This is a genomic window from Ruegeria sp. THAF57, from assembly GCF_903914075.1.
In the GTDB taxonomy this organism is placed as follows: Bacteria; Pseudomonadota; Alphaproteobacteria; order Rhodobacterales; family Rhodobacteraceae; genus Ruegeria.
Window position 1 is genome coordinate 1 of record NZ_CAIWNQ010000013.1, and the last position, 25,207, is coordinate 25,207.

28 protein-coding genes are annotated in these 25,207 nt (G+C 60.1%); 14 read left to right on the forward strand and 14 right to left on the reverse strand.

What is annotated here, in order from left to right; all coding sequences use genetic code 11:
* Window positions 1–49: 49 nt before the first annotated feature.
* Both RUESEDTHA_RS20255 and RUESEDTHA_RS20260 read left to right on the forward strand, forming a co-directional pair.
* Window positions 50–967: a LysR family transcriptional regulator gene (locus RUESEDTHA_RS20255; protein WP_180888406.1), complete on the forward strand. Its 918-nt coding sequence runs from the start codon at window positions 50–52 to the stop codon at window positions 965–967.
* Window positions 968–1,188: 221 nt separating this feature from the next.
* Window positions 1,189–2,091, forward strand: coding sequence for an alpha/beta hydrolase (locus tag RUESEDTHA_RS20260; RefSeq protein WP_180888407.1), 903 nt, complete (start codon window positions 1,189–1,191; stop codon window positions 2,089–2,091).
* An 81-nt stretch (window positions 2,092–2,172) separates the two neighbouring features.
* On the opposite strand, the gene RUESEDTHA_RS20265 is transcribed toward RUESEDTHA_RS20260, so the two are convergent.
* Genes RUESEDTHA_RS20265 through RUESEDTHA_RS20275 form a run of 3 tightly spaced genes read right to left on the reverse strand, consistent with a single transcriptional unit; the run spans window position 2,173 to window position 4,228 of the window.
* The gene (locus RUESEDTHA_RS20265; protein ID WP_180888408.1) at window positions 2,173–3,318 is read right to left on the reverse strand and encodes a hypothetical protein; all 1,146 of its coding nucleotides are present in this window, start codon (window positions 3,316–3,318) and stop codon (window positions 2,173–2,175) included.
* Window positions 3,315–3,755 (reverse strand): hypothetical protein, encoded by a 441-nt coding sequence (locus tag RUESEDTHA_RS20270; protein ID WP_180888409.1) that lies wholly within the window; start codon window positions 3,753–3,755, stop codon window positions 3,315–3,317. Before RUESEDTHA_RS20270 ends, RUESEDTHA_RS20265 begins: the two co-directional genes overlap by 4 nt.
* Window positions 3,752–4,228: a hypothetical protein gene (locus RUESEDTHA_RS20275; protein ID WP_180888410.1), complete on the reverse strand. Its 477-nt coding sequence runs from the start codon at window positions 4,226–4,228 to the stop codon at window positions 3,752–3,754. The genes RUESEDTHA_RS20270 and RUESEDTHA_RS20275 overlap by 4 nt, the downstream gene beginning before the upstream one ends.
* 211 nt (window positions 4,229–4,439) lie before the next feature.
* Here RUESEDTHA_RS20275 and RUESEDTHA_RS20280 point away from each other — a divergent pair, with 211 nt between their 5' ends.
* Window positions 4,440–4,934: a helix-turn-helix domain-containing protein gene (locus RUESEDTHA_RS20280; protein ID WP_180888411.1), complete on the forward strand. Its 495-nt coding sequence runs from the start codon at window positions 4,440–4,442 to the stop codon at window positions 4,932–4,934.
* A 9-nt stretch (window positions 4,935–4,943) separates the two neighbouring features.
* On the opposite strand, the gene RUESEDTHA_RS20285 is transcribed toward RUESEDTHA_RS20280, so the two are convergent.
* Window positions 4,944–5,870, reverse strand: a complete 927-nt coding sequence (locus tag RUESEDTHA_RS20285) for an alpha/beta hydrolase (RefSeq protein WP_180888412.1) — start codon at window positions 5,868–5,870, stop codon at window positions 4,944–4,946.
* 183 nt (window positions 5,871–6,053) lie between these two features.
* Here RUESEDTHA_RS20285 and RUESEDTHA_RS20290 point away from each other — a divergent pair, with 183 nt between their 5' ends.
* The 6 genes from RUESEDTHA_RS20290 to RUESEDTHA_RS20315 all read left to right on the forward strand — a co-directional run bounded on the left by RUESEDTHA_RS20290 (window position 6,054) and on the right by RUESEDTHA_RS20315 (window position 12,049).
* Window positions 6,054–6,968, forward strand: a complete 915-nt coding sequence (locus tag RUESEDTHA_RS20290) for a LysR family transcriptional regulator (protein ID WP_180888413.1) — start codon at window positions 6,054–6,056, stop codon at window positions 6,966–6,968.
* A gap of 103 nt (window positions 6,969–7,071) precedes the next feature.
* The gene (locus RUESEDTHA_RS20295; protein WP_180888414.1) at window positions 7,072–7,776 is read left to right on the forward strand and encodes an NAD(P)H-dependent oxidoreductase; all 705 of its coding nucleotides are present in this window, start codon (window positions 7,072–7,074) and stop codon (window positions 7,774–7,776) included.
* Window positions 7,777–7,858: 82 nt separating this feature from the next.
* Entirely contained in the window at window positions 7,859–8,824 is a 966-nt protein-coding gene (locus RUESEDTHA_RS20300; protein ID WP_180888415.1) for an LLM class oxidoreductase, read from the forward strand.
* Between the two features lie 24 nt (window positions 8,825–8,848).
* Window positions 8,849–9,424: a DUF1330 domain-containing protein gene (locus tag RUESEDTHA_RS20305; protein WP_180888416.1), complete on the forward strand. Its 576-nt coding sequence runs from the start codon at window positions 8,849–8,851 to the stop codon at window positions 9,422–9,424.
* Complete coding sequence (locus RUESEDTHA_RS20310; protein ID WP_180888417.1) at window positions 9,411–10,055, forward strand: peroxiredoxin-like family protein; 645 nt, start codon at window positions 9,411–9,413, stop codon at window positions 10,053–10,055. The genes RUESEDTHA_RS20305 and RUESEDTHA_RS20310 overlap by 14 nt, the downstream gene beginning before the upstream one ends.
* 134 nt (window positions 10,056–10,189) lie before the next feature.
* Window positions 10,190–12,049: a sigma-54-dependent Fis family transcriptional regulator gene (locus tag RUESEDTHA_RS20315; protein ID WP_180888418.1), complete on the forward strand. Its 1,860-nt coding sequence runs from the start codon at window positions 10,190–10,192 to the stop codon at window positions 12,047–12,049.
* A gap of 90 nt (window positions 12,050–12,139) precedes the next feature.
* Here the strand turns inward: RUESEDTHA_RS20315 and RUESEDTHA_RS20320 are convergent, their stop codons facing one another.
* From RUESEDTHA_RS20320 to RUESEDTHA_RS20365, 10 genes are all read right to left on the reverse strand, one after another.
* The gene (locus RUESEDTHA_RS20320; RefSeq protein ID WP_180888419.1) at window positions 12,140–12,502 is read right to left on the reverse strand and encodes a putative quinol monooxygenase; all 363 of its coding nucleotides are present in this window, start codon (window positions 12,500–12,502) and stop codon (window positions 12,140–12,142) included.
* Between the two features lie 55 nt (window positions 12,503–12,557).
* Window positions 12,558–13,235: a hypothetical protein gene (locus tag RUESEDTHA_RS20325; RefSeq protein WP_180888420.1), complete on the reverse strand. Its 678-nt coding sequence runs from the start codon at window positions 13,233–13,235 to the stop codon at window positions 12,558–12,560.
* Window positions 13,232–13,912: a 2-oxo acid dehydrogenase subunit E2 gene (locus RUESEDTHA_RS20330; RefSeq protein WP_180888421.1), complete on the reverse strand. Its 681-nt coding sequence runs from the start codon at window positions 13,910–13,912 to the stop codon at window positions 13,232–13,234. The genes RUESEDTHA_RS20325 and RUESEDTHA_RS20330 overlap by 4 nt, the downstream gene beginning before the upstream one ends.
* Entirely contained in the window at window positions 13,909–14,142 is a 234-nt protein-coding gene (locus RUESEDTHA_RS20335) for a biotin/lipoyl-containing protein (protein ID WP_180888422.1), read from the reverse strand. Before RUESEDTHA_RS20335 ends, RUESEDTHA_RS20330 begins: the two co-directional genes overlap by 4 nt.
* Window positions 14,143–14,204: 62 nt before the next feature.
* Complete coding sequence (locus RUESEDTHA_RS20340; RefSeq protein ID WP_180888423.1) at window positions 14,205–15,224, reverse strand: alpha-ketoacid dehydrogenase subunit beta; 1,020 nt, start codon at window positions 15,222–15,224, stop codon at window positions 14,205–14,207.
* A gap of 17 nt (window positions 15,225–15,241) precedes the next feature.
* Entirely contained in the window at window positions 15,242–16,228 is a 987-nt protein-coding gene (locus tag RUESEDTHA_RS20345) for a thiamine pyrophosphate-dependent dehydrogenase E1 component subunit alpha (RefSeq protein ID WP_255431845.1), read from the reverse strand.
* A gap of 327 nt (window positions 16,229–16,555) precedes the next feature.
* Complete coding sequence (locus tag RUESEDTHA_RS20350; protein WP_255431846.1) at window positions 16,556–17,368, reverse strand: IclR family transcriptional regulator; 813 nt, start codon at window positions 17,366–17,368, stop codon at window positions 16,556–16,558.
* 31 nt (window positions 17,369–17,399) lie between these two features.
* On the reverse strand, window positions 17,400–18,737 hold the full coding sequence (locus RUESEDTHA_RS20355) for a TRAP transporter large permease (RefSeq protein ID WP_180888425.1): 1,338 nt from the start codon (window positions 18,735–18,737) through the stop codon (window positions 17,400–17,402).
* The gene (locus RUESEDTHA_RS20360; RefSeq protein ID WP_180888426.1) at window positions 18,734–19,240 is read right to left on the reverse strand and encodes a TRAP transporter small permease; all 507 of its coding nucleotides are present in this window, start codon (window positions 19,238–19,240) and stop codon (window positions 18,734–18,736) included. Before RUESEDTHA_RS20360 ends, RUESEDTHA_RS20355 begins: the two co-directional genes overlap by 4 nt.
* 31 nt (window positions 19,241–19,271) lie before the next feature.
* Window positions 19,272–20,321, reverse strand: a complete 1,050-nt coding sequence (locus tag RUESEDTHA_RS20365) for a C4-dicarboxylate TRAP transporter substrate-binding protein (protein ID WP_180888427.1) — start codon at window positions 20,319–20,321, stop codon at window positions 19,272–19,274.
* A 119-nt stretch (window positions 20,322–20,440) separates the two neighbouring features.
* Between RUESEDTHA_RS20365 and RUESEDTHA_RS20370 the strand changes: the two genes are divergently transcribed.
* From RUESEDTHA_RS20370 to RUESEDTHA_RS20390, 5 genes are read left to right on the forward strand one after another with little or no spacing between them, the layout of a single operon-like run.
* Complete coding sequence (locus tag RUESEDTHA_RS20370) at window positions 20,441–20,896, forward strand: hypothetical protein (protein WP_180888428.1); 456 nt, start codon at window positions 20,441–20,443, stop codon at window positions 20,894–20,896.
* A gap of 35 nt (window positions 20,897–20,931) precedes the next feature.
* Window positions 20,932–21,741 carry an enoyl-CoA hydratase/isomerase family protein gene (locus tag RUESEDTHA_RS20375; protein WP_180888429.1) on the forward strand — a complete coding sequence of 270 codons (810 nt, stop codon included), beginning with the start codon at window positions 20,932–20,934 and terminating at the stop codon, window positions 21,739–21,741.
* A 31-nt stretch (window positions 21,742–21,772) separates the two neighbouring features.
* A complete protein-coding gene (locus RUESEDTHA_RS20380; RefSeq protein ID WP_219635917.1) occupies window positions 21,773–22,675 on the forward strand; it encodes an alpha/beta hydrolase in 903 nt (300 codons plus the stop codon).
* 10 nt (window positions 22,676–22,685) lie between these two features.
* Window positions 22,686–23,417, forward strand: coding sequence for an alpha/beta fold hydrolase (locus RUESEDTHA_RS20385; RefSeq protein WP_180888431.1), 732 nt, complete (start codon window positions 22,686–22,688; stop codon window positions 23,415–23,417).
* Between the two features lie 37 nt (window positions 23,418–23,454).
* Window positions 23,455–25,005: an AMP-binding protein gene (locus RUESEDTHA_RS20390; protein ID WP_180888432.1), complete on the forward strand. Its 1,551-nt coding sequence runs from the start codon at window positions 23,455–23,457 to the stop codon at window positions 25,003–25,005.
* Window positions 25,006–25,207 lie beyond the last annotated feature (202 nt).

The following is a 25,207-nucleotide window of genomic DNA, read 5'->3' on the forward strand; positions in this document are numbered from 1 at the left end:
CAAACAAATCCAATGACTAATCGAGTCACATGATATAAACAAAATTAATATGAGACCCATCTCCGACATCCGTATTCTCAACGCTTTCGTCGCTGTCGCTCAGGAAGGCAACATCTCACGCGCCGCTAAAAGATTGCACCTGACGCAGCCTGCGGTCAGCCTTCAATTGAAGCGGCTGGCCGAAGATACCGGTCTTGAGCTGTTTCATCGCACCTCCAAGGGTGTGGAGCTGACGCGCGACGGAGAAGCCCTTGTTGCCAAGGCGGAAAAAGTTCAGTCCGCCCTGTCCGAATTCGGCCTGACTGCGCGACGGATCAACGGTAATGTGCGCGGCTCTTTGCGGTTAGGAACCATTGTCGACCCGGATTTCATCCGTCTTGGCACGTTTTTGGCGGCCTTGCTTGACGGGTATCCAGACCTGCAGACAAAACTGGTGCATGGTATAAGTGGCGACGTCGTGAACCGCCTGATCAACGGGCAGGTGGATGTGGGTTTTTTTCTGGGCGAGCTGGATGACTTTGAACCCAACCGGGAAGAGGATGCTGAACCGATTTTCTTTCAACGGGAACTGACCAAGTTTACCTATCGGGTTATTGCGCCTGCTGGTTGGGGCAAGCGTCTGGTTGGGAAAGACTGGACAGCCCTTGCTGCGCTGCCCTGGATTGGAACGCCCGAAAACTCGGTCCACAATCGTCTGCTAACTCGGGTTTACAAAGATCTTGGTTGCCAACCCGAACCGGTGTGCCTGGTGGATCAGGAACCCTCGATGCTGGCGATGGTTCGTTCGGGCATCGGGCTGAGCCTGTGCCGCGAGTCGATTGCGCTTGAGGAAATGCAATCCCGAGGGATTGCGATTTCGGAAAAGGTGAAAATTGAAACCTGCCTGCGGTTCGCGACCCTTGCGGCCCGGAAGGAAGAGCCGAATGTTCAGGCCGCGTTTGACGCCCTAAGCACGGCCTGGAACTAGCCGGCTAGAACCGACGCCCCACAATTTCGCCCCAGATCCGGAACAAAGAGCGCTCGCGCCGCTCTTAACCTTGCTCAACATGTCATGCAGGTCACCGGATATCCCGCGTGAAACGTCCCGTAACTTACCTACAAACCGCTGGTGGATGTGGCCAACTCCGGGTACGAAGGCGGCGATCAGTTGGTACTGATTTGCTACCAAAATGTTTCAACGGAGTGGAAATGACGATGCAAGAGGTAATGGTCCCGGTTGGCGACGGCGTCGAGCTGCACACATGGGTTTTCAAGCCCGAAGGGTTCGACGGCCCCCGGCCCGCAATCTCCATGGCGCATGGCTTTGGCGGTGTGAAATATCGCGGGTTGCGCAACTATGCTGAAAAATTCGCGGCGGCAGGTTTTGTTGTCACCGTACACGACCACCGCGGCTTTGGCCTGAGTGGCGGCGTAGTACGCGGTGATATCGACCCGTGGCAACAGATAGCCGACTGGAAGCGCGTGATCTCGTATGTCGAAACGATCGACGGGGTGGATACGGCGCGTATCGGCCTGTGGGGATCCAGCTATGCGGGCGGGCACGCGATCGTGCTGGGCGCGACCGACCGACGGCTAAAAGCGATCGTATCGCAGGTGCCGACAATCAGCGGCTATCTGCAAGGTCAGCGCCGCGTTCCGCCCGAATACCGCGCCGCACTTGAGGAACGGTTCAACGCCGACGAACGCGCGCAGTTCCAGGGCCAGCCCCCCGCGATGCAACTGATGCTGAGCATGGACCCGCAGGTGCCCGCCGCCTACAAGCTGCAAGAGGCGCAGGATTTCAAGGACACGTTCCCCCTGCCCGAGGGTATCCCTTCGGACGAGATGATCACCTTCCAGTCCTCGCGCAAGGCAATGATGTATGAACCGGGCAACTGGATCAAACGCATCTCGCCCACGCCTGTGCTGATGGTTGTGGCGACACGGGATGTCGTGACCCCAACCGATCTGGCGCTGGATGCCTATGAACAACTGCTGGAACCCAAACGCCTGCAAATGTACGACGGCAACCACTTTGAAGCCTATGCCAAGGATTTCGACGTGACCGCAGGGGCCGCGACCGAATGGTTTGTCGAGCACCTGAGGCCTTGAACGTAAAAAAGGCGGGGTCGCCCAGCGACCCCGCCCTGTGATGTCAAAACTCCGCCGGTTCACACTCGGCGGGGTTTTTTGTCAGAAATTCGCGGCGGCCTTGCGGCTGGCGAACATCTTGTGATCCAGCGACCGGCGCAGCCCGGCGGGCAGCAGGCCAAAGATCTTCTCGATCCGGTTGTTGAACAGCAGGCGATGGGTTTCACCGAACAGGATGAACGTGCCGATATGCAGGGCCGAGACATGGCCCAGATCGGGATAGAGATCCTGCATCCGCGCGATCACCTCATCCGAGGTCGCGGAACTGTCCAGAACGTCCTCATAGGCGTCGATATAGTCCAGCGAGAACTCCAGCACGCCCTGCGCCGTCATTGACGGGCTTTCGGCGCGCACCACATGGCCGGGGATGACCACATTCAGATCCATCTGCATCCACTCGCGGATCTGCTGTTTCCAGCGCGCGCGGCTGTCGGGGGTCGAGCCGCCCATCATGATATGGCCCTGCCAGTAACAGATATCGGTCGGCAGCAGCGCCTTGAGGTCGGGGATGTAGATGACCGTATGCGGCTCATCAGGTTCACCGATGCCGACATCGCCGAACTGATCGTGCCACAGCTGAATCTCATGCCCTTCCAGCATCAGCTTGCCCGCGTCCAGCGCCTCGAACGGGACCGAGGGCACGGCTGCGTTGTCGCCATAGCGCGCCCGCGCCATCTTGTCGTCCGCCTCCATCCGCAGATGTTGCAGCGCGACCACGTTCGGGGCACCGACAAACTTTGCATCGGGGAACCGTTTGATCAGCACCGCCGCGCCCTGCGAATGGTCCAGATGCGCGTGGTCCAGATAGACATAAGTCAGCTTCAGCCCGGTTTCCTCGATCATGTCCGCAAGCCGTTCGGCCGCGAATTTGGTGGGCTGTGCGGTGACGCAGATCACCTCATGCGTGCCCATGATCAGGCTGGACGACACGTTGATCTCTTCGGGTTGCGAGATGAAGTGGCGCAGCCGCAGGGGGCTGCCGGACCCGGTCGATTCATAGGTGCGAAAGGCGGGGCCATCCAGCGATTTGGGGATCGAGGCATCGGCGGGCTGACTGCCGCCCTTGACCCAGACAGCCAGAGCGACCAGCGCCAGCAGCAGGGCCAGAACGATGGCAAAGGCGGTTTTCGACAGCAGGAACAGGCCCACCAGAACCGCCAGAGCGATCAGAGGTTTCACGAATTTCATGACAATGCGCCTTTCATCTGTTGCAGTGTCAGGCCAAGCGCCGCGCCAATGGCGGCCCCGGCCAGCGTTTGCGGGATCGACGGTGCAAAAACCAGCGGCGACAGATCTCCGCCAAGGCACAGACCCATCACGTCGAAATTTTGGATCACATTGGCGCCCCAAAGCGCGTTGAGCCCACCCAGCAGCGCGGCCCCCGATGGGCCGGGCCACACCAGCAGCATCAGCATCACAAAGATCGCCCCCTGACCCAGCCCGGCCACGATCAGATACCAACCGGTATTCGCAATCGCCCCGCGCAGCGACATCGCGGCATAGGGCATCGCATCGGGCAGCAGCGCCAGTTCGATCCCGGCCTTGGCGATGAACCCCAACAGGGCTAGCGCCATCAGGCCGGGCAGCGTGACCTGCCGCGGCTGCGTCAGGATCAGCGCGGTCACAGGCGCAGCGCCTTCAGCATGGCGCGACCGCGCTGGGTGAACAGCAGCGAGGCAATCAGCAGCGACCCAAAGAACGAGATCACAAGGTTCTTGGCCACAAACAGCAGCCCCATCTCGCGCGCGCCGTAATAGCCGGTATTCAGCGCGATCTCGTAACAGAAATAACCGCAGGCCGCATAAGGCACAAAGGCTGCAAGCGTGCCAGGCAGGATCGCCTTTTGGTCCTCAAACCGGTCAACCACGAACAGGTTCAGCGCGATACCAGCCGCGCCACCCATACCGATGCCGCAGAAAACACCCCAGAACATCATGACCGAGACCGGCTTGCCCGGGTAAAGCAGGACCCCCTGAACGAACAGGAACATGGTTTCCGCAAACAGCCCGCCGATGATCCCCAGAAGGATAGGCCGCATATATTTCTGACGCAGTTGGGCCAGATTGATGGTGATGTCGGTCTGAGCTTGGGCAATCATGCCTGTTCTCCTCGCAAGTTTCTGCCGGACCCTTGGGTCCATAGATTCGATAGTTGTCCCGTGCGTTTAATCTGCTCGTTATTTGGTAGCAATATGCTACTAAATAACGTTGCGGCAGAGTTGACATCCGACGCGTTTGCCTATGTCATACCGGTCAGACGAATGCGGGCTTTTTGCGCCCCAGCCAGACCTGTTTCGAAAAGGGATCAAGATGACCGCTGCCACCCCCCTGCCCCTGTCCGAGCGCAATTGCAGCTGGGCCCGGTCGCTGGACATCTTCGGCGACAAGTGGAGCATGATGATCATCCGCGAGGCGTTTGGCGGAGCCTCGAAATATACCGAGTTTCAGCGCAATACCGGGGTGGCCCGCAACATCCTGACCTCCCGGCTCGAGTCGCTCTGCGACCACGGCATATTTCAGCGCGTTCCCCAACGCGAAGGCAGTTCGCGCGTGCGTTATGTGCTGACTTCCAAAGGTCAGGGACTGTTCCCGATCATAGTGGCCTTGGGCCAGTGGGGCGACAAATGGATTTTCGGTACGCAGGGCGAACCGGTTCAGATCGTGGACAAGACCAGCAGCGCACCGGTGCAACAAGTGGCCGTGTTCTCTCGGGACGGTCAACAGGTGAGCCCGCAGGATGTAACCGTGACCCCCGGCCCCGGAGCTTCGGACACCACGCGCGCTTACCTGGAGAAACGCGGCTGAACGCCGCCTTTAGCCTGAAGGGTTTTGCAAATACCGACGCAGAAACCGCGCCGTGCTGTTGAGGAACTGCACCGAGCCTGACCAGTCGGGGGCCATCACCTCGAACACATGCGGTGCGCCTTCTAAGTAAAGCGAGTCAACCGACACCCCGGCCCGTTCCAGCCGGGTGGCATAGTCGCGGGTTTCATCCGCGAACAGGTCGTAGGTGCCGCCGCCGATCCACGTGGGAGGCAGGCCCGACAGATCTTGACGGCGCGCGGGTGCGGCATAGGGGGGCACCCCGTCAGCCCCTGCCCCAAGCGGATGCAGATAGGCATTCCACGCCACGCGATTGCAACGGTTGTTCCAAATCCTGTACCGCTCTGCATCCCGGCCGAGATCTGCGGCGGTGCGATCGTCCAGCATGGGATAGTGTAGAACCTGCGCCACCGGTTGCTGGCCGCCCTCATCATGCAGGCGCTGCACCAGACCGGCGGCCAGACCACCACCCGCGCTTTGACCCAGAATGGCGATGCGCGCCGAGTCGATATCCGGTGCGTCCAGCATCCAGCGCCACGCCGCGTGAACATCATCCAGCGCGGCGGGAAACGGATGCTCGGGTGCCCAGCGATATTGAACTGTGACCACTGCCGCCTTGAGCCGTCGGGCAAAGCCCGAAACCACGTCATTCACCTGCTCGGTCGCCCCGGCGATGAAGCCGCCGCCATGGATCCACAAGATACCCGCACCCGATGCACCCTCGATGGGCCGGAACACACGCAGCGACAAGTCGCCCAACATGACTTCCTCAACCGTGACACCGGGGCCGGTTTTTGTTGGGGTGGCCTTGTTATACATCATCCGCCCCAACGGAATCGTCCGAGGACCGTAATAGGGAAATACCGGCACCATTCGAAACGCATCGCGCAGTTCGGGGTTCAGATTGTCAGCTGTCATATGTACGGTCTTCCTATTCGCCGTGGGTCGGCATTTGGTAGCAAATTACAACCAATTTCCCAAACTGCAATGGAGATTGGGCAAGTATTGCAACTAATGCCGCAACGTTGCGCACAGCCTCGACGCCGACTGAACCCCGCCTACCATTGAACCACCGGCAGATTGTGTATTAATGCCGAAGCCATGTCCTTCGATCTGAAAAACCTTCATCTTTTTGTCCGGGTTGCCACGCTGGGCGCGATCGGTCGCGCCGGGGCCGAGTTCGGGTTTTCGCCCACAAACACCTCGCAGCGGATTCAGGCGCTTGAGGATGAGTTGGATGTTAAACTGTTGAACCGCACCACCCGCGCCGTGTCCCTGACCCCGGACGGAGAGCTGTTTCTGGATCACGCCCGCCGCATTCTGGAAGATATCGAGGACGCGCGCACCGCTTTGTCGCACAATTCGGCCTCGGTTTCGGGGCGTCTGCGGGTCACGGCTTCGGCCTCGTTCGGACGGTCGCATATCGTGCCTTTCGTGCCGGAGTTTCTGCGGCTCTATCCGGATGTGCAGCTTGACCTGCATCTGACGGATACGGTGGTCGACATCATTGAACAGGGGTTCGATCTGGCCTTTCGCATCGGTGATCTGGCCCCGTCCAGCCTGCTGGCGCAAAAGCTGGACGACGATCCACGCATGTTGGTGGCCGCACCCGATTATCTCGCGCGGATGGGCACGCCCGAGACACCACAGGACTTGGCCCGCCACGCCTGCCTGACCATGAAGCAGCGTGATATCTGGCACCTGATCGACGCGTCCGAGCATGTCCATGACGTCCGCGTTTCCGGCCCGGTGACGGTCAGCCTGGGGGATGCGGTGGTCGATTGGACGCTTGCGGGTGTCGGTATCGGCAATGCCTCTCTGTGGCACACGGGCCATCACATCCGTGCAGGACGGCTGGTGCCGGTTTTGCCTGAACTGCGCGCATGGCCCGCCTCGCGCATCTGGGCGGTGCGCCCGCCGGGCCGCTTGATGCATGCCCGGGTCAAAGCATTCCTCGACTTCATGCGCGACCGCATCGTCGAGACCAACAAAACCTGTTACGCTGATCTAATTTGACGCATTCTTTTATTCCACGGGATAATCTTTCCCGCACGCCGCAGATAGTCTCAGCGACCGTGCCGAAATAGATCGGGCTCATCACGAACGGAGCCCGAGACCCATGAAAGACACAATCGAAAACACCGAAATCCAAAGCCAGATTGTCGACGCATTCAACTTCCGTCACGCGACGAAAGTGTTCGACGACACCCGCAAGATCAGCGACAGCGAATTCGACACCATTCTTGAGGCCGCGCGCCTGTCGCCGACCTCGTTCGGGACCGAGCCGTTTCAACTGCTGGTCGTTCAATCCCCTGAAAAGCGCGAACTGTTCCGCGACTTTACCTGGGGCGCGAATGGCGCGACCAACGGCACGGCCGGTCAACTTGGCACCTCAAGCCACTATGTCATCGTGCTGGCCCATACCGGTGCCACCATGAAAGCAGGGTCCGAGTATCTGGCCAAGCACAACCGCGAGATCAAGCAATTCCCCGAAGAAGTCATCGAGTTCATGAACGGTGCATTCACCAAGTTCCAGGAAAGCGATTTCAAACTGGAAACGGATGCGCAGATTGCGGAATGGTCGGCCCGTCAGGCCTATATCGTGCTGGGCAACATGATGACTGCCGGTGCGCTGATGGGCATTGATTCCTGCCCCATCGAAGGGTTCGAGATGGACAAGACCGAAGCGGTCCTGCGCGACCATTTCGGCATCGACACCGCGGTTTACAAACCCGCCGTCATGGTGGCGTTCGGCTACCGCGCCGATGGCCCGATGTTCCCCAAAACGCGCCGCGCGATGGAAGACATCGTTACCTGGGCCTGATCACCCGACCCTGCGGCGGCACCACTGGTGTCGCCGCAACACCTTGCCCCCCTTGCTGCGCAGTGCACGAAGGCGTGACCCCATGCTGAAACAACCGGACCCGGCTTTTGATCCGATCAATGCAGGCTTTGATGCGGTGTTTGCACCGGGCAGGCTGACCCTTGGGCTGGTTGCGCCAATCGAAACCTATGCCCATGGCCCCGTTCCCACGCTGGACGACCACGCGGCGCGGATTCAACTGGCCGAACAATTGGGCTTTGCCGCAGTCTGGCTGCGCGACGTGCCCTTCACCGTGCCCTCGTTCGGGGATGCGGGGCAGGTCTTTGATCCCTTTGTTTATCTGGGCTATCTGGCGGCGCAGACCAACCGGATCGCCCTTGGCGTGGCCAGCATCATCCTGCCGCTGCGCCATCCGGCGCATGTTGCCAAAGCCGCCGCCAGCGTCGATCAGCTGTCCGGTGGGCGGCTGGTGCTGGGCATCGCCTCGGGCGACCGCCCCGAGGAATACCCCGCCCTGAACCAACCCTTCGCCCAAAGGTCCGAGGGGTTCCGCGACAGCTATGACTATATCCGCGCCATGGCGCAGCCCCACCCGCAGTTTCACAACGCGCGGGGCAGCGTGACGGCAGGGATGGACATGCTGCCCAAGCCGGTGGGCACGCGGCTGCCGCTGCTGACCACGGGGCTCAGCCAGCAATCGCCGGACTGGTTCGCGCAGCATTCCGACGGCTGGATCACCTTCCCGCGCCCGGCCCCGCAACAGGCCCGGCTGATCGCCCAATACCGCGAAGCCATCGCCGCCCATGGCGGGCGCGACAAACCGGTGATGGAGCCGCTTTACGTCGATCTGGCCGCCGATCCTGACACTCCGCCGCGCCCGATCCATCTGGGCCTGCATCTGGGGTTGAACGCCCTGCGCGCCTATCTGCGCACCCGGCAGCAGATCGGGGTCAACCATATCGCCCTGAACCTGCGCTTTAACGGGGCCGATATCCCCGACACTTTGACTAGGCTGGCCGACACGCTGCTGCCCGAGTTTTCCGCTTAATACCCGATCCAAGGACCCAAGGACATGAAACTGAAACTGCTGATCACATCCATGATGCTGGCTCTGGGCCTGTCCATACACGCCAAAGCGCAAGAGGCCGAAAGCCCCGTCTATATGGTCGCCAGCCTGCGAGTCGATGACATGAAACCGTTCCTGAACGGCTATGTCTTTCCCGTCACTCCGATGCTGGAACAGGCCGGGGCCGAGATTCTGGTGGCCACCCCACAGGTCCAGTTGCTGGAAGGCCACTATAGCGCCAACTGGAGCGTCATCGTCCGCTTTCCCAGTCAGGCCGCGGCGGATGGCTGGTATCAGTCGCCCGAATATCAGGCCATGATCCCCCTGCGGCAGGGCCTGACGGACACCGACGTCTCGACCCTGTTTTTCGCGCCCCAGTTTCTGATGCCCGGCCAAAAAAAATTGCGCGCAGGGGATTATACAGAATTCCGGGATTGTGATTGTCCAATCCGCCTCGTTATCATCCCCGGCCCGATCGTTATCTGTACTGTAGCCGTTGCGCAAAGGGCCCGCCCGACCAGCGGCGCAAGACGTTCAAATCTGACCCCCGACCGAAAGGTTATGACCAATGTCGCTACATGAAAACATCGCCGCCCTGAAATCGCAGTTCGTTAAGCAATTGCCCCAGAAAACACTTGAAACCATGGCCCGCGCCACCGAAGAGCTGGCCGCTTCAGGCATTCTGGAGAAAACGATCAAACTGGGCGACACCCTGCCCGCCTTTACCCTGACAAACCAGGACGGTGAGGCCACAAGCTCAGCCGATCTGCTGAAAGACGGGCCTCTGGTCATCAGTGTCTATCGCGGCCAGTGGTGCCCCTATTGCAACCTCGAACTTGAGGCGCTGGAACGTAGTGCTGCCCAATTCCGCGCGGCGGGTGCGAACGTAGTCATCATCTCGCCCCAGACCACCGAGAAATCGAAGGTCACGAAATCGGAAAGATCACTGTCATTCGACGTGCTGTCCGACCTTGGCAACAGCTACAGCCGCGAACTGGGGCTGGTGTTCGGACTGTCAGAGGAATTGCAGGCGCTTTACAAGGGTCTGGGCATCGACCTGCCCGCCTTTAACGGTGACGAAAGCTGGGAACTGCCGATGCCCGCGCGTCTGGTGATTGATGGCACAGGCAAGGTCGTCTACGCCGATATCAACCCCGACTATACCCTCCGCCCCGAGCCCGAAGACACGCTGGCCGCGCTCAAGGCGCTTTGAGAAACCGATGACCCCGTCGGCAACTGGACCGGCCCATTCGGGCCGATCCAACCCTGCGGCAAGGGCCGCAAAAACCTTTATGCAAATCGGCAAGCCACCAGCCGTTTGCTTAGCATGACCCAGGGAGGGGGATCGTGTTCAATACCCAAGACAAAGCCACCCCAGATGCGGCAATCAAAGCGTCGTGGGAGCGTTGCAAAGATCAGTTTAATCTGACCCCGAGCACGTCCCGCCCTATCCTGCGCCTGCGCTCAGCCGAGGTTGCACCCCGACTTGAGGAATTTACCGAACGCTCGGGCGGGCGGCTTGGGATTATCAGCGAACTTTCGAATATCGCAGCCAATGCAGGGCACTGTCTGGTTGTCACCGATCAGGACGGCGTTCTGGTGCGGCTGGAAGGCATCGGGCAGGATCAGACCGAGTTTGAACATAACGGCATCGCGCTGGGGTCATGCTGGGACGAACGCATTGCGGGCACCAATGGCGTCAGTATGGCACTGGCGCAGGGAGCCGCCTTTACCGTCAGCGGTCAGGATCACTTTTTCACCTCGCTGCGGCATTTCGCCTGTACCGCCCTGCCATTGTTTGACGCCGAAAATACGGCTCTGGGTGCGATCAGCCTGTCGATGGTCGACCGGCGCAACACGGCGGATTATCTGTTTGCAACGCAGCTTCTAGGCGCGGCAGCCGATCGGATTCAGCGTGCCCTGTTCGAACGGCGCTTTGCCGAGTCGATGATCGTGTCGGTGGCGTCCTCAAACCAGCGCGATCTTCTGAAACGGGACGAGCTGGTGGCCGTGAACGAGGCAGGCGTGATCCTGGGCTCGACCGCCTCGGCCCATCTGCTGGCCGGTCAGAGCGAACCGGGCCAGTTGAAGGGCAAAGCGTTCGAACTGATGTTCGGCACCGAAGCGCAAAGCCTCGAAGCCGTCCCCGGCCGGGTCTTGAGTGTGCCGCGCGGAAACCACCCGGCGCTGAGGGTTTCGGCGCGCGCGCCGCAGGGCAAAACCGACACGACCACCGGCTGGAGGCGTCCTGCCGATGCCCCGGCGCTGCGTCCGAAACGACAGCGAATGGCCTCGTCCCTGCGTCAACTGATTTTGGGCAGTGAGAAGATGGAGGTGCAGTGCACCCGGGCGCTGACGCTGTACCGGCGCGCCCTGCCCTTTGTGATCGAAGGGGAATCGGGCACCGGTAAATCTAGCCTGATCCGCGCCCTGCAAACGACTCAGGCGGCCAAGGCCGCACGGATTCTGACCATAGATTGCGCCGCTCTGGACGATGGCGATGACGACCGCGCGTTTTTTCAGACCCTTCTGGAACAGGCCCGCGTGTCCGGTGTGCTTGGCGTGGGCGACCGGGGCCATGTGGTGCTGGTGCTGGAAAACGTGGATGAAATGCCGGATTACGCGCAGGCGGGGTCACGCAGTCTGATGGCCGAGATCGAGGAACGGCATCTGCAACCCGACGACCCTCGGTCACTGCGGGTGATCGCAACCAGCCGCAGGTCACTGCGGGATGCCGTAGCCCGAGGGGCGTTTCGGGATGACCTGTATTATCTGCTGGCGACCTCGACGATCCGCCTGCCGTCCCTGCGCGAGCGTGAAAAGCCGGGCCTGCTGGCCCAGACAATCGCGTCGGACCTGTCGGAGTCCGGTGCCGAGATCACCGATGAAGCGCTGTCCCTGATCACCCAATGCGACTGGCCGGGAAATCTGCGTGAATTGCGCAATGCGTTGCAACAGGCGCTGATTAACGGCGACGGGCGGCGGATTTCGGCGCTGGATCTGCGGGAAACGGTTCGCCCCCGTGACCCTGCGCCCGACTCTGGTGCCCCGACCAGCCCGCGCATCGCCTATGACGAGCGCACGATGATCCTGGATGCGCTGACCGGAACACGCTGGAATATCGCGCAGGCGGCCCGCAATCTTGGCATGGGCCGAGCCACCATTCATCGCAAGATGAAAAAGTTCGGGATCACGCGGCCCACCTAGCTGAGACCAAAAGCGGCAATGTTGGGCGACCTGCGCATTCCCAACATCACCGCATTCGTCGACGGGCGGGCCCTTACGAACCGGTCCCCATCAGAAGCGGTTGAAACCGCCCTGCTCGGTCACGTAAATGGGCGCAATCCCTTCCAGAACGCCTTTGATGAACGGGGTGGCGTTGTCGGAGACGATAGCTTCGCTGCTGTCGATCAGGCCCAGAAAGCGCGCGGCATAGTTTTCTGCAAAACCCTTGACGTGCAGATCACCATTTTCGGCATCGGCATAGCGTTCCAGAATGTGCCAGAACCGACCATTTTCGGAGCGGTACCATTCATAGACCAGCGTACCGGGCTCTTGCTTGGTGCGCGCGACCAGTTCCTTCATCAACCCCTCGAAATCCGCTGCATTTTCTGGGGGTACACCCACTTTCAGGTGGATGTGAATTGTTTCGTTTGACATGGTTTCCTCCTTTTGATGTCAGACCGCCCTCCTCCCGGCGGTGAAAATAGTGTGGTCAGGCGGCCTCGTTCTGATTGTCGATTGCGCAGAGGCTGTCCTCAGCCGCCGTCAGCAGGGCCGCAGCCAGATCGGGTGTGGGGGCCAGTTTTGTGTGAACCTCGGGGTCAACCGAGGCAAAGCCCAAAGCTGCGCCAAAGGCGCTGACCGCCTCTGCACCGGGGCGCAGATCGCCCCCGGTCAGGATCAGCGCATGGGCCAGAACGCGGGTTCTGCCCGACCCCAGGGGCCGCCAGCGTTGCGCCGTGCCGACAACCTTGCGCCCGTCCAGCGACAGGTTCCAGTCGCCGTCGCAGAAACTGTGCGGGGTCGGCCCGGCGGTCAGATGCCGACCGGCGGGGCCGGCACCCTGACGGATGATTCCCGCGATCAGGCGGTATCCGTCTGCAATGGTGAAGCCGCGCGCGACGGTAAAGGCCAGCGCCAGGTTCAGAACGCCCGGCCCCTGCGGCACCGCCCCGCCGCCTGTCGGGCGGGTGTGTACCGGCCAGCCGCAGCGGTCGGATGCGGCGACCGCCGCAGCAAAACCGGGTTTGGCCCGATAGGCTTCGGGACAGACAAGCGCCGGGTGCGCCGCCTGCCAAACGCCCGCAGCAGGGCCATGAGCGGCCATCAGGTCAGCTTCGAAAGCCAGCCCTTCGGACACATCCTGAACCTGTCGCGCAGCGGTTATCATTTGCCCATACCTTCGATTTCGTCACAGATCGAGGTCAGCAGATCCCCGGCGGGCGCGCCGTCAAGGGCGCGGTGATCGAAGGTCAGCGACAAGCCCACATGCGGGCGCAGGTCTATCCCTCCATCGGCACCGCGAACCAGTTTGTCGACCATCCGGCCAATGCCCAGAATGCAAATCTGAGGCGCGTTGATGATGGGGGTGAAATGTTCAACCCGTGTCAGGCCGAGATTGCTGATGGAAAAGGTTCCGCCGGTCATTTCGGTGACGCTCAGCTTGTTGGTTTTGGCCCGCGCCGCCAGATCCTGCCGCGCTGCGCGCAGCTGGGACACATCCATCTCGCCCGCCCGGAAAATTGCGGGGGCCACCAGCAAGTTGCCCGGCAGGGCGATGGCGACGGACAGATCAACCGCCTGTGACAGCTTGATCTCGCGCCCTTCGACGCGGCCATTGGCATCGGGGTTGGCCTTGACCGCGCGGATCGTGGCCAGCATCAGCAGATCTTCGACCGACGCCTTGACGCCCTGCCCTGCCAGCCGGTCCTTTTCGGCCAGCAGAGCGGTGGCGTCGGCGCTGCCGTGGTGGGTCAGCTGCGCCGCAGTGTGCAGGCTTTTGACCATGCCATCGGCAATCATGCCGCGCACGCCCTTCAGAGGGACGGTTTTGACCGCGTCGCTCATTCGATCGACCCGATGACCGCGCCTTTGGGAACAACCGCGTCGGCCTCTTCCTTGATCCGAACAGTGCCCGCAGCCGGAGCCAGGATTTCATACTGAACCTTGGCCGTCATGATTTCAGCGATCAGCGCGCCCTCATCCACGGTGGAGCCGTCATCGACCAGCCACCCGGTGATGACCGTTTCTTCGTCTTCTTCCCAAAGGTCCGAGGGAACAACAATATCAGTAGCCATTTGGCATTCCTTTTTTGCGGGATCCCCCAAAGGCGATCCCTGTCTTGGTTGGTAAACGTGCGTCAGGCCGCCTTCATCTCGTCCCAGGCGGCGACGATCTTGTCGGGATTGGGCAGGCAGTGCTGCTCAAGCACACGCGCAAAGGGGATCGGAACATCAGGGAACGCGATCCGCTTGGGCGCGGCTTTCAGAACCGAGATGTCATGCTCGGTCACGGTGGCGATGATTTCGCCCGAAACGCCATAGCTCATGTAGTCTTCGTCCACCACGATCAGCCGCCCGGTCTTGGCGACCGAGGCACGGATGGTGTCGCGGTCCAGCGGCACAAGGCTGACAAGGTCGATCACCTCGGCCTCGACGCCCTGCTGTTCCAGCTTGGCCGCCGCCTTCAGCGCATTGTGGACGCCCATGCCAAGGCTGACGATGGTTACGTCCTTGCCCGGACGCACGACCTTGGCCTTGCCGATCTCGACCGTATAGGTTTCCTCGGGGACGTGGACTGTGGCACCGGCCTCGGTTCCCAGCCAGCCCATGCCCTGAAGGCTTTTGTGATACATGTAGACAACAGGGCTGTCGTCGCGTATCGCCGCAGTCATCAGCCCCTTGGCGTCATAGGCGTTCGAGGGCGCCACGACCTTCATCCCCGGCAGGTGCGCAAAGGTGCCATAGACACATTGCGAGTGCTGCCCCGCGTCGGAATAACCGCCGCCCGTTGATGTCATCAACACCATGGGCACCTTGAAATTCCCACCCGAGAAATAGGTGTTCTTGGCCATCAAATTGTAGATCGCATCAAAGCAGACGCCGAAGAAATCCACGAACATCAGCTCGACCACCGGGCGCATTCCGTCCTGCGCGGCCCCCACGGCGGCCCCGATAAAGGCGGTTTCCGAAATCGGAGTGTCGCGGATACGCTCGGGGCCGAATTCGTCCAGCAGGCCGCGCGTGTTGCCATAGACACCGCCAAGGGCACCTATATCTTCGCCCATGACAAAAACCGAAGGGTCGATCTGCATTTCCTGCTGCATGGCCTCGGCCATGGCGCGGGCGATGGTCAGTTTTCTTTCGTTGGGTTTGTTCATTTTATCCTCCCTCGGGCTCAGGCAAAGACGGCGGTCAGCGCGTCTTCGGGGGCCGGGTCTTCGCTGTTGCGTGCAAATGTGATGGCCGCTTCGACGCGGGCTGCGCTTTCGGCTTCGATCGCATCCAATTCGGCCTCGGTCGCGGCACCTTCTGCCAGCATACGCGCGCGCATTTTGGGGATCGGATCCTTGGCAAACAGATCGTCCTTTTCACCTTCGGGGCGGTATCCTTCGGCATCACCCATAAAGTGACCGGCCAGACGATAGGTTTCGACCTCCAGCAGCGTCGGACCTTCCCCGGCGCGGGCGCGGGCGATGGCCTCGCCTGCGGCCTCGTAGATGGCATAGGGGTCGTTGCCCTCGATGCGCATACCCTTGATGCCATAGGCCGCCGCGCGGTCAGCATTGTTGGCAATCGCGGTCGAGGCTTCCTTGGGCACCGAAATCCCCCACGAGTTGTCCTCGATCACGCAGACAAAGGGCAGGTTCCAGACCGCGGCCAGGTTCATCGCCTCGTGCCATGCGCCCTGGTTCACCGCGCCTTCGCCCAGAAAGGCGACGGCCACGCCGGGTTTGCCCTGCATCTTGCGCGACAGGGCCGCACCCACGGCGGGGCCCATGCCCTGCGCAATGATGCCCGAGCAGGCAAAGTTCACATCCGCGTCGAAAATATGCATGTGGCCGCCCCGGCCCCCGGACAGGCCGGTTTTCTTGCCGAAAATCTCGGCCGCCATCTTGTCGAGATCCACCCCTTTGGCGATGGCCTGATGGTGCGGGCGGTGTGTCGCGGTCACGATGTCTTCGGGGTTCAGATGTGCACAGACCCCGACGGCCACGGGTTCCTGCCCGTCGCTCAGGTGCATCTCGCCCGGAATGGGGCCATTGGCCATGTTGAAGACAGGTGACTTGCCGTCAAAGTAAATCTTGGCGATGGCCTCTTCGAACCGGCGGCTCGTGACCATGTTGTGATACATCCAATGCTGGTCTTCGCGTGTCGGCGTCATGTGTTCCTCCCGTCTTGGCGGTCGCGGCGGGTTGCCGCAATTCCTGCCCCGCAAAGGAAAGGGGTTTTAAAACAGCATCAACGCTGCTTTGTGCCGTTCAGAGGACCGAACCTGTTAACTGTTTCAGCCTGATACAGATTGAGACAGTTTGAGACACAGGGCTGAAATTCACGGAAAACCACAGACCGGAAATCTGAATGTCCGATCGGGTGCAACCAAGTGGTGCCGAGCATCTAACGACTCATGCCAAAAATGGATATCGCGCATAAGGAAGGGTGGAGACACCAGAGCAAGATTGCTCTGAAGAAACCCAATCTAAGGGATTCATCAAACGGATTGGTGCGAGGCACTAAGGTCAAGAAAGTTGAGCGACTGATGTTCTCCGTCCAGTTCGCGCAGCATCTTCGGACCAACAAATTCCGAAAGTTCGGCATCCGACCGCGCGTTACGCCCCACGACACAGGAAATAGCCACCTGTTGCGCGAGATCGCGGGAATACAGCGTAGTAGCGACGGCCTTGATGATCGTGTTGAAGTACCCCTCGGTCGGGGCGAAATGGAAGCCGTGATTAAAGATATCCTCTGCGGCTTTCGCGCGCAGGGATCGAATTTGGTCTTCGGGTGTTTTGTATTCTTCAACCAGATCGGGCAGAAGGGTTTCGAATTCTGCGTCTTCCATCGTAGCCATAAAAGCATGACCCGAGGATGAGCCGACCAGCGGCAGCCGGTGGCCCACGTCAAACGTGCGGCCCACGCGCCCTGTCGGGCGCACGGCGCTGATGATCATCAGCGCGTTGTCTTCGCGCGCCAGCATCAGAACCAACGAATTGGTGTCATCCGCAATTTTCTGAAAGCACTCGCGATTTTGCTGCACGAAGGGCATCGCATCATTGGCAACCTGCCCCAGTGCCAGTAGCCCCGGACCCGGGCGGAACTTGTCATTGCGGCTGGCATGGGCCAGAAACCCCAGTTCCAGCAGGGTAAAGGTCAGACGGGAAATCGTCGATTTGGGGATACCGGTCCTCTCGGACAGTTCCTGATTGCTTAGCCCGTGATCCCCGAACTGGAATGCCCGCAAGACGCGCATACCCCGTTCCAGTGTGGACGAGTATTTTTGTGGACTACGCTTGCCGGACCCCAATTATCTGCCCTTTTTCATCTGGTACCTGCCCTTACATGGAATAGGGGATCAACAATGACAATATCGGGAACGCAACCAAAAGCACAAGAACCACGATGTCCGAGGCCAGAAATCGCAGGACTCCGGCGAATATCCTGTCAACGGTGATGGACTTGTCGATCACCCCGCCAATGACGAACACGTTCAGGCCCACGGGCGGTGTGATCAAACCGATCTCAAGCAGTTTGACAACCACGACGCCGAACCAGATCAGATCCAGATTGTAATCCTCGACCAGCGGGATCAGAACTGGAAGGGTCAGAACCAGAATGCCGATCGGGTCCAGAAACATGCCCAACAACAGATAGATGACGACAACCATTGCCAGCAGTGCCAGTTGCGACAGATCGACAGATGTGGCCAGTTGTACGATGGCCCCTGATATGCCTGTAAGCGAGACAAAGCCCACGAACATCTTAGCACAGGCCGCCAGCAGAAAGATCGTGCCCGCTTGCGCGCAGGTGCTGAGCATCGAGTCTTTCAGCCCCTGCCATGTCAGAGTGCGCTGAACGACCCCGATTGCGATTGCAAAGATCAGGCTGACCGCTGCCGCCTCAGTCGCGGTGAAGACACCGCCATAGATGCCTCCGATGATGATGACGAACAGAAACACCGCAGGCCAGGCGCCAATCAGCGCGGCCATGCGTTGCTGGCGCGGAATTTCTTCCTGAAAAACAGGTGCAATTTCGGGATTGCGGCGAACCCACAAAGTGACAGCCAAAACATAACCAATCAGCGTCAGGAGGCCCGGGATGATCCCGGCCAAAAAAAGCTGGCTGATCGAAGTTTCTGTGAAGATGCCATAGATTATGAACAGGACCGAGGGTGGGATCAACGACCCAAGCGTACCACCCGCAGCAACGCTGCCGGTTGCCAGACGCGGGTCATACCCGGCCTTCAGCATCTCGGGTGAGCAGATGCGCCCCATGGTCGAAGCACAGGCTAGCGACGAGCCGGTGATGGCCGAGAACCCTCCGCATCCGATAATCGACGCCACCGCCAAACCGCCCGGAAGTCGGGTTAGCCAGACACGCGCGGCATAATATATCTTGGTAGTGATCTGCGCGTGATAGGACACATGCCCCAGCGCGATGAACAAGGGCACCATCGACAGGTCAAAACTGTGCAGGATTTCGAAGGCGCCGGAATAGATCAGCGTTCCAGTCGCGTCAAAAGCGCGTTCCGCACGATCCAGCCCAAAGCGCGCCAGAAACGTAATGAAGGTGGCGACCGTTGCAACCAGCCCCAGAGCAAAGGCAATTGGCACCCGGATCGCAAGCAAGAACAGTGCGGATGCAAAGGCACCCAGGCCAATTGTCACGCCTGTCATGCTACGGCCTCATTCAGGATTTCATCAAGTTTGTTTGCCCGTATCCGGCGGATATCGCCGAACAGCATCGCCCAAAGCCGCACCCAGCACAGGCCCAGACCGGCGACGAAGAAGGCACGGCCCGGCCATTTCGGCAGGTTGAACTCACCTTCAAATATGCTGCCCCGTTCGATCACCTTGATCAGATCCTGAATGCTGAACCATAGCAAAGGGGTCAGGGCCAGCAGACCAATGAATGTTCCGAACACGAACAGCGATGCTTTGACTTTACCGGGCAGCCGATTGGTGAATACATCAACCGAGATATGTTGACGCTCTCTGGTTCCGAAGGCCAGTGGCAGCATGATCGCTGCCACCACCAGCTCTGGTATGATGACCGTGGTATCGGGAAGGGCACTGTTCCACACGAACCGGGCAACGACGTTTCCGAAAATCATGACAGCCATGACAACCAGAATGGCCGAAGCAACCGTGTAGGCACTGTTTTCCAATCGTGTGAGCATCTCTCCCCTCCTTTTCGCGCGTGGCGCCGAATTACTGACCGCGCGTCCAGGGATAGCCCTGGCTGTCGCGTTCCTGTTCGTATTTGGCAATCAGGCCCCGGTACTTCTCAAGCAGCGCTTCACCGTCCAACCCGTCGCGATCCGCGCGCGCGACCCATTCCTGCACGTAAGGTTCGGCCGCGACCTTGAGCTTGTCGAACTCTGCACCGGTGATTTCGGACACGGGAACGTTGTTTTCAGCCATCGTGTCCAGCACCGCTTGTTCGGCCTTGGCCACGGCTTCGCCAAACACCTCGGGGAATTGCGCACCAAAACTCAGCAATTTTTCCTGATCTTCGGGCGACAGATCGTCAAAGGCCCATTTGCTCATGAAAATGCCCTGCGCACCCGGCTGACCCCAGTTCAGGATCGTGTACGAGTTGACCTGCTCATCCCATTTCAATGCCTTGACGATATAGGTGTAGCCCAGCGTGCAGTCGATCAGCCCGCTGTCCAGACCCTGATACGCCTTGTAGATGCTCAGGCTGACATTGTTTGCACCCAGATCGGTCAGCGCCTTGCCAAAAGCTCCAAAGGCGCGAATCTTCAGGCCCTCCAGATCCTCGACTTTTTCGACGGTGACATCCTTACAGGCCAGATTGACCGCCGTTGGGGTCAGAGGCGCAATGAACACAAGGCCCTGATCCGCCAGACGCTCTTGCACCTCGGGCGTAGTGCGCACGAATTCTTCCATCGCGCGCAGTCCTACCCAGGTATCGGCGTTTCCGATCGGAAGGTCGGCCACCTGGATCGAAACCAGCTCGCTTGGAAAATACGCGCCCAGAATAAATCCAAAGTCCGCAACACCGTTCGAAATTGCGTTGACCGAATCCTTGGCACCGAACAATGCCCCGCCCCAATGGGGTTCAACGTAGATGTCCAGATGTTCGCTCATCTGCGAAAACAGCCAGTTCTTGGCAAAGGCCGATGGCCCGCGATCAGGTCCGTTGTCCCCATAGGTAAGCGACGTTTCAGCCCCGGCTGCTTGGGCCAGAAGACCCAGCGACAACGCGACACCAGCGGCAAAGTTACGAGAGCCCATGTTCTCCTCCATTTAACATTATGTCCTAGTATGTAGATTTAAAAACCATCTATTGCAATTATTATTTTACTATATAGGATAATGTACTATAAATAGCTTCGCTAGAGGAGGGCAGAATCATGGCTGACAGGGAAAAAACGCTTGGCGAAATTGAGCATTGGTTCTTTGACGTGTACCTGCCGCACTGGGTTTCTATCGGCGCGGATGATGCGCGCGACCCAGCCGAAGTGCTGAATTATTGGACCCCGCCGCTGCATGTTTCGACCACGGCTCTGAATGACTGCCTGACCGAAGGGCGACAGGTCATGGACCTTCTGACCAACATGCAGGCACCGCTGAAACAGGCGGGCTATACCCATACCAACGTGCTGGACCGGAAAATCACCGCCTATAACGGGCATTCGGGGTCAATCGACGTGATCTGGTCGCGATGCGGACCCGGTGACGTGGAAATTCAACGCCGTGCGGCGCATTTCGAAATCCATCGTCGCGACGGCAACTGGCACATCGTGGCCTTTGCGGGCGACGCCACCGACAAGGATCGCCTGGACGAAATCTGGGCCACGGCAAGCTGACGCACTCGACGCCGATCAATCAAAGGACAAACCTCATGGCAGAAACACTTAGCAGTGGATTTGTGACATCTCATGCGCGCGATGGCGTCGGTATTCTGACGTTGAATCGCCCACCGCAGAACCGAGTCACTCTCAAGGCATTCGAAGATCTGGTCGCGGGATGCCGCACGCATATTCACAACGGGTGTCGCGCAATCATGTTTCGCGCTGACGGGCCGGATTTCTGTCTGGGTGGCGATTTCCGAACCTGGAAGGTGCTGGACACCCACGAAAAGCGGCGCGAGCGATTCATGACCTCGAACGCTCTGCTGAATATGATCGAATCGCTGCCGGTGCCCACGGTAACTTGTGTCCACGGGCGCGCCTATGGTGGCGGGTTCGAACTGGCGCTGCATACCGATCTGATCATCGCTGCTGAATCGGCCAGCTTCCGGTTCAGCGAACTGACACTGGGCGTGATGCCGCTGGCCGGGGGCGTGCAGCGCCTGGCCGAAAGGGCGGGGCGCACGGTGGCCGCACGTATGGTGATGCTCAGCGAAGAGGTTTCGGCCCCTGACGCTCTGGCCATGAACCTGATCACGAAAGTCCTGCCCGACGCCACCCATGCCGATGAATGCTTCCGGCTGTGCCGCGAACTGGGGCAGGGTCCAACCCGCGCGCAGGCCATGACCAAAAACCTGCTGGCGGCCTGGTCCACCGGCGGTGTCCGCCTTGCAGACGAGGTGATGCTGGAACATGTCGCCAACATTTTGGTGACCGAAGACGCCAAACGCGGCATCACTTCGGCGACTGAAGCGTTTGAAAAAGGGCATGAGCGCCCGCCGGTCGACTGGACCGGAAACTGAGCTGCGCAACCCGCGGGAGGAGGCGAAAACTATGACGATGCAAGAGGTAATGGTGCCAGTTAGCGATGGCATCGAACTGCACACGTGGGTGTTCCGCCCCCAAGGGTTCGAAGGTCCCCGTCCAGCGATCACCATGGCGCATGGCTTTGGCGGTGTGAAGTATCGGGGCCTCAGGAACTATGCCGAACGGTTTGCGGCAGCAGGGTTTGTGGTTACGGTGCATGACCATCGTGGTTTCGGGCTAAGCGGCGGCGCGGTCCGGGGCGACATCGATCCTTGGCAGCAGATCTCCGACTGGCGACGGATAATCACCTATGCCGAAACGTTAGACGGTGTGGATACAGACCGCATCGGGCTCTGGGGGTCCAGCTATGCGGGCGGACACTCGATCGTGCTGGGGGCAACTGACCGGCGATTGAAGGCTGTTGTGGCGCAGGTGCCGACGATCAGCGGTTTCCGGCAAGGCCAGCGTCGCGTGCCCGGCGATGCCCGTCCCGCGCTTGAGGATCGGTTCAACGCCGATGAACGCGCGCAATTCCACGGCTCATCCCCGGTCACGCAACTGATGCTCAGCACCGACCCCAATGTGCCGGCCGCCTACAAATCGCAGGACTCGCAGGAATTCAAAGACGCTTTTCCCCTGCCCGAAGGGGTTCCGGCGAACGACGTCATCACGTTGCAATCCACCCGCCGTGCAATGATGTACGAGCCGGGCAACTGGATCACCCGGGTCTCACCCACCCCGCTGATGATGGTGGTCGGCACGCATGACACCGTGACGCCCACCGACATGCAGCTTGCGGCATACGAGCAATTGCTGGAACCCAAACGACTGCAAATCTTCTCGGGCGGTCATTATGACGCCTATGCACGCGAGTTGGATGTAACCTGTGGCGCGGCGACCGAATGGTTTGTCCAGCACCTGAAACCCTAAGGAGGCCCCCATGCCCCAACAGCAAAAGGGAACACTGGTTCTGATCCACGGGTTCCGCGACGGACCCGCCGCATGGGACCAAGTGATTGAAGGGCTTGATCTTCCGGGATGGCGACCGTTGGCCGTCGGGTTGGCCCCGTCAGGGGCCGCGACCTCGGCTGAGACATTGGCTGATTACGCCGATCAAATGGTCCGGGCCGTTGGCGAGACCGATGGGCCTGTTGTACTGGTTGGGCACAGTATGGGCGCGCAAGTGGCGGAATTGGCTGCGGCCCGACTGGGCGCTGGGGCGCTAGGGCTGGTTCTGGCCACCCCAGCTAACCTGCGCGGGCACAACTTGCCGCCCGAGATGATGGACAGGTTCCGCGCCTCAACCCAATCCGCCAATCCCGAAGGGCTGGCGCAGGGGCGGCTTGCATTGTCGGTCAATCTGGACGCCGCCGCGATGGACACACTCGTGACCGCCGCCCGCAACACTCCGGCAGATTTCGCACTCGAACAGTTGTTGGCTTGGACCGGTGGTCATCCCGATGGTCAGGTTCCGTCTACCGTTACAATCCCGGCGCTAGTGCTGGCGGCCGAGGGCGATCCGTTTTTCACGGTCGACACGCTGGCAGGGACTGTCGTGCCCCGGTTTTCCAACGCCCGTTTCGATGTTATCCCAGCAGCCGGACACTGGCCGCATCTGGAAAACCCCGACCGGTTCGCAGCCTGTGTCACCGATTTCGTGCAGGGGCTTTAACCCCTCTGCCCGTTGATTTGCCCCGGAGGAGAGGCCAATGACGTATCGTCCAACTCACGCCCAAGAGATCGAGATCCCCGATCTGACCATCACGCAGCGGGTCTTTGCGGATCTGGCGCAGCGCCCGGACGACACCGTCCTGATCGACGGGCTGACCAATGCAAGCCTCAGCGCTGCGTCCTTTATCCAAGCGGTCAAACAACTGGCTGGCGGCTTGACCTCACAGGGGTTCGGCGCGGGCCAAACTGTTGCTCTGATGGCCCCCAACTCCCCTGAATATTGCATCGTGTTTCATGCCGTTGGATGGGCGGGCGGAACGATCACCACGATCAATCCGACTTACACGGCGTCCGAAGTGCACTATCAGTTGATGGATTCCGGCGCCGATCTTCTGATTGCCGATACCGCTTGTCTGGACGTCGCCAAAGAGGGGTCGGGGGGCACCGGCGTCCGGCAGATCGTCACCATCGGCGACGCGCCGGACACCCCGTCACTGCACAGCTTTCAGGGCGCGCCGCTGGATCAGCAAGCCCCCGTCGATCTGGACAATCACAACGCCGTTCTGCCTTATTCCTCGGGCACGACCGGCCTGCCCAAAGGGGTGCGCCTGTCGCATCGCAATCTTGTGGGCAATGTGGACCAATCGGCCATCGGCTTTGGCCTGCAGCGGGGCGAGGTCATCGCCGGGTTCCTGCCATTCTTCCATATCTACGGCATGAACGTGCTGATGAACATGCATCTGGCGCATGGCGGAACGCTTGTGACCCTGCCGCGCTTTGATCTGGAACGGGTTCTGAAGATTACACAACAGCACAAGTCCCGACGCCTTTGGGTCGTGCCGCCGGTCGCGTTGATGTTATCGCAACACCCGATGGTAGATGATTATGACATAAGCTCGGTTGAACTTCTGATGTCCGGGGCCGCGCCAATGGGGCCGGAACTGTCGGACGCGGTCGAAAAGCGGCTGAACTGTACCGTTTTGCAAGGGTTCGGCATGACCGAACTGGGGCCGGTCTCGCACGCGACCCCGATCAGCGGGCCGCGCGCTGGGTCATCAGGTATTTTGCTGCCGAACACGCTGTGCCGGATCGTCGATCCCGAGACCGGCGAGGATATGCCAGCCGGTCAGGAAGGCGAGATGTGGATCAAAGGTCCACAGGTCATGATCGGTTATCTCAACAACGACGCCGCGACCCGTGAAACCCTGACATCGGATGGATGGCTCAAGACCGGCGACATCGCCGTGGTCGATCAGGACGGGTACATGTTCATCGTCGACCGCCTGAAAGAGCTGATCAAATACAACGGATTTCAGGTCGCACCGGCAGAGTTGGAAGCCACCCTTCTGACCCACCCTGGCGTACAGGATGCCGCGGTTATCGGACGCCCTGACCCTGTCGCCGGTGAATTGCCGGTGGGTTTTGTCGTGACCAATGATGCCAACCCTTCAGACGACGAACTTATGGCCCACGTCGCAGCGACGTTGGCGCATTACAAACACATCCATCACGTCATTCGAGTGGACGAAATCCCCAAGTCGGCCTCGGGTAAAATCCTGCGCCGTATGCTTCGGCAACAGCTTGACTAAAGGTTCGGGGAAGCAGCACACGAGTGTTTCCCCACCCGACAAAACCGGGTGATTTTCGGTCTCGCAACTTACCGCCCTATGACACAATGTAGGACGCTTTATACCGAAATCCCAAATAATGTTTGCCGGTATCCGCGATTTACTTGGGTGCGGTCATACCTATTTTCGGCTGCAACAGAGCAATTCCAAAAAGGACACCCCC

What these genes read in the sequence shown, in the direction of transcription:
- RUESEDTHA_RS20275 (WP_180888410.1), bottom strand. Translation starts at nt 4,228, where the DNA reads ATGATTGCCCAAGCTCAGACCGACATCACCATCAATCTGGCCCAACTG.
- RUESEDTHA_RS20255 (WP_180888406.1), top strand. Translation starts at nt 50, where the DNA reads ATGAGACCCATCTCCGACATCCGTATTCTCAACGCTTTCGTCGCTGTC.
- RUESEDTHA_RS20385 (WP_180888431.1), top strand. Translation starts at nt 22,686, where the DNA reads ATGCCCCAACAGCAAAAGGGAACACTGGTTCTGATCCACGGGTTCCGC.
- RUESEDTHA_RS20360 (WP_180888426.1), bottom strand. Translation starts at nt 19,240, where the DNA reads ATGCTCACACGATTGGAAAACAGTGCCTACACGGTTGCTTCGGCCATT.
- RUESEDTHA_RS20380 (WP_219635917.1), top strand. Translation starts at nt 21,773, where the DNA reads ATGACGATGCAAGAGGTAATGGTGCCAGTTAGCGATGGCATCGAACTG.
- RUESEDTHA_RS20280 (WP_180888411.1), top strand. Translation starts at nt 4,440, where the DNA reads ATGACCGCTGCCACCCCCCTGCCCCTGTCCGAGCGCAATTGCAGCTGG.
- RUESEDTHA_RS20340 (WP_180888423.1), bottom strand. Translation starts at nt 15,224, where the DNA reads ATGAACAAACCCAACGAAAGAAAACTGACCATCGCCCGCGCCATGGCC.
- RUESEDTHA_RS20285 (WP_180888412.1), bottom strand. Translation starts at nt 5,870, where the DNA reads ATGACAGCTGACAATCTGAACCCCGAACTGCGCGATGCGTTTCGAATG.
- RUESEDTHA_RS20260 (WP_180888407.1), top strand. Translation starts at nt 1,189, where the DNA reads ATGACGATGCAAGAGGTAATGGTCCCGGTTGGCGACGGCGTCGAGCTG.
- RUESEDTHA_RS20265 (WP_180888408.1), bottom strand. Translation starts at nt 3,318, where the DNA reads ATGAAATTCGTGAAACCTCTGATCGCTCTGGCGGTTCTGGTGGGCCTG.
- RUESEDTHA_RS20310 (WP_180888417.1), top strand. Translation starts at nt 9,411, where the DNA reads ATGTCGCTACATGAAAACATCGCCGCCCTGAAATCGCAGTTCGTTAAG.
- RUESEDTHA_RS20375 (WP_180888429.1), top strand. Translation starts at nt 20,932, where the DNA reads ATGGCAGAAACACTTAGCAGTGGATTTGTGACATCTCATGCGCGCGAT.
- RUESEDTHA_RS20325 (WP_180888420.1), bottom strand. Translation starts at nt 13,235, where the DNA reads ATGATAACCGCTGCGCGACAGGTTCAGGATGTGTCCGAAGGGCTGGCT.
- RUESEDTHA_RS20305 (WP_180888416.1), top strand. Translation starts at nt 8,849, where the DNA reads ATGAAACTGAAACTGCTGATCACATCCATGATGCTGGCTCTGGGCCTG.
- RUESEDTHA_RS20390 (WP_180888432.1), top strand. Translation starts at nt 23,455, where the DNA reads ATGACGTATCGTCCAACTCACGCCCAAGAGATCGAGATCCCCGATCTG.
- RUESEDTHA_RS20290 (WP_180888413.1), top strand. Translation starts at nt 6,054, where the DNA reads ATGTCCTTCGATCTGAAAAACCTTCATCTTTTTGTCCGGGTTGCCACG.
- RUESEDTHA_RS20370 (WP_180888428.1), top strand. Translation starts at nt 20,441, where the DNA reads ATGGCTGACAGGGAAAAAACGCTTGGCGAAATTGAGCATTGGTTCTTT.
- RUESEDTHA_RS20365 (WP_180888427.1), bottom strand. Translation starts at nt 20,321, where the DNA reads ATGGGCTCTCGTAACTTTGCCGCTGGTGTCGCGTTGTCGCTGGGTCTT.
- RUESEDTHA_RS20355 (WP_180888425.1), bottom strand. Translation starts at nt 18,737, where the DNA reads ATGACAGGCGTGACAATTGGCCTGGGTGCCTTTGCATCCGCACTGTTC.
- RUESEDTHA_RS20295 (WP_180888414.1), top strand. Translation starts at nt 7,072, where the DNA reads ATGAAAGACACAATCGAAAACACCGAAATCCAAAGCCAGATTGTCGAC.
- RUESEDTHA_RS20330 (WP_180888421.1), bottom strand. Translation starts at nt 13,912, where the DNA reads ATGAGCGACGCGGTCAAAACCGTCCCTCTGAAGGGCGTGCGCGGCATG.
- RUESEDTHA_RS20335 (WP_180888422.1), bottom strand. Translation starts at nt 14,142, where the DNA reads ATGGCTACTGATATTGTTGTTCCCTCGGACCTTTGGGAAGAAGACGAA.
- RUESEDTHA_RS20345 (WP_255431845.1), bottom strand. Translation starts at nt 16,228, where the DNA reads ATGACGCCGACACGCGAAGACCAGCATTGGATGTATCACAACATGGTC.
- RUESEDTHA_RS20320 (WP_180888419.1), bottom strand. Translation starts at nt 12,502, where the DNA reads ATGTCAAACGAAACAATTCACATCCACCTGAAAGTGGGTGTACCCCCA.
- RUESEDTHA_RS20300 (WP_180888415.1), top strand. Translation starts at nt 7,859, where the DNA reads ATGCTGAAACAACCGGACCCGGCTTTTGATCCGATCAATGCAGGCTTT.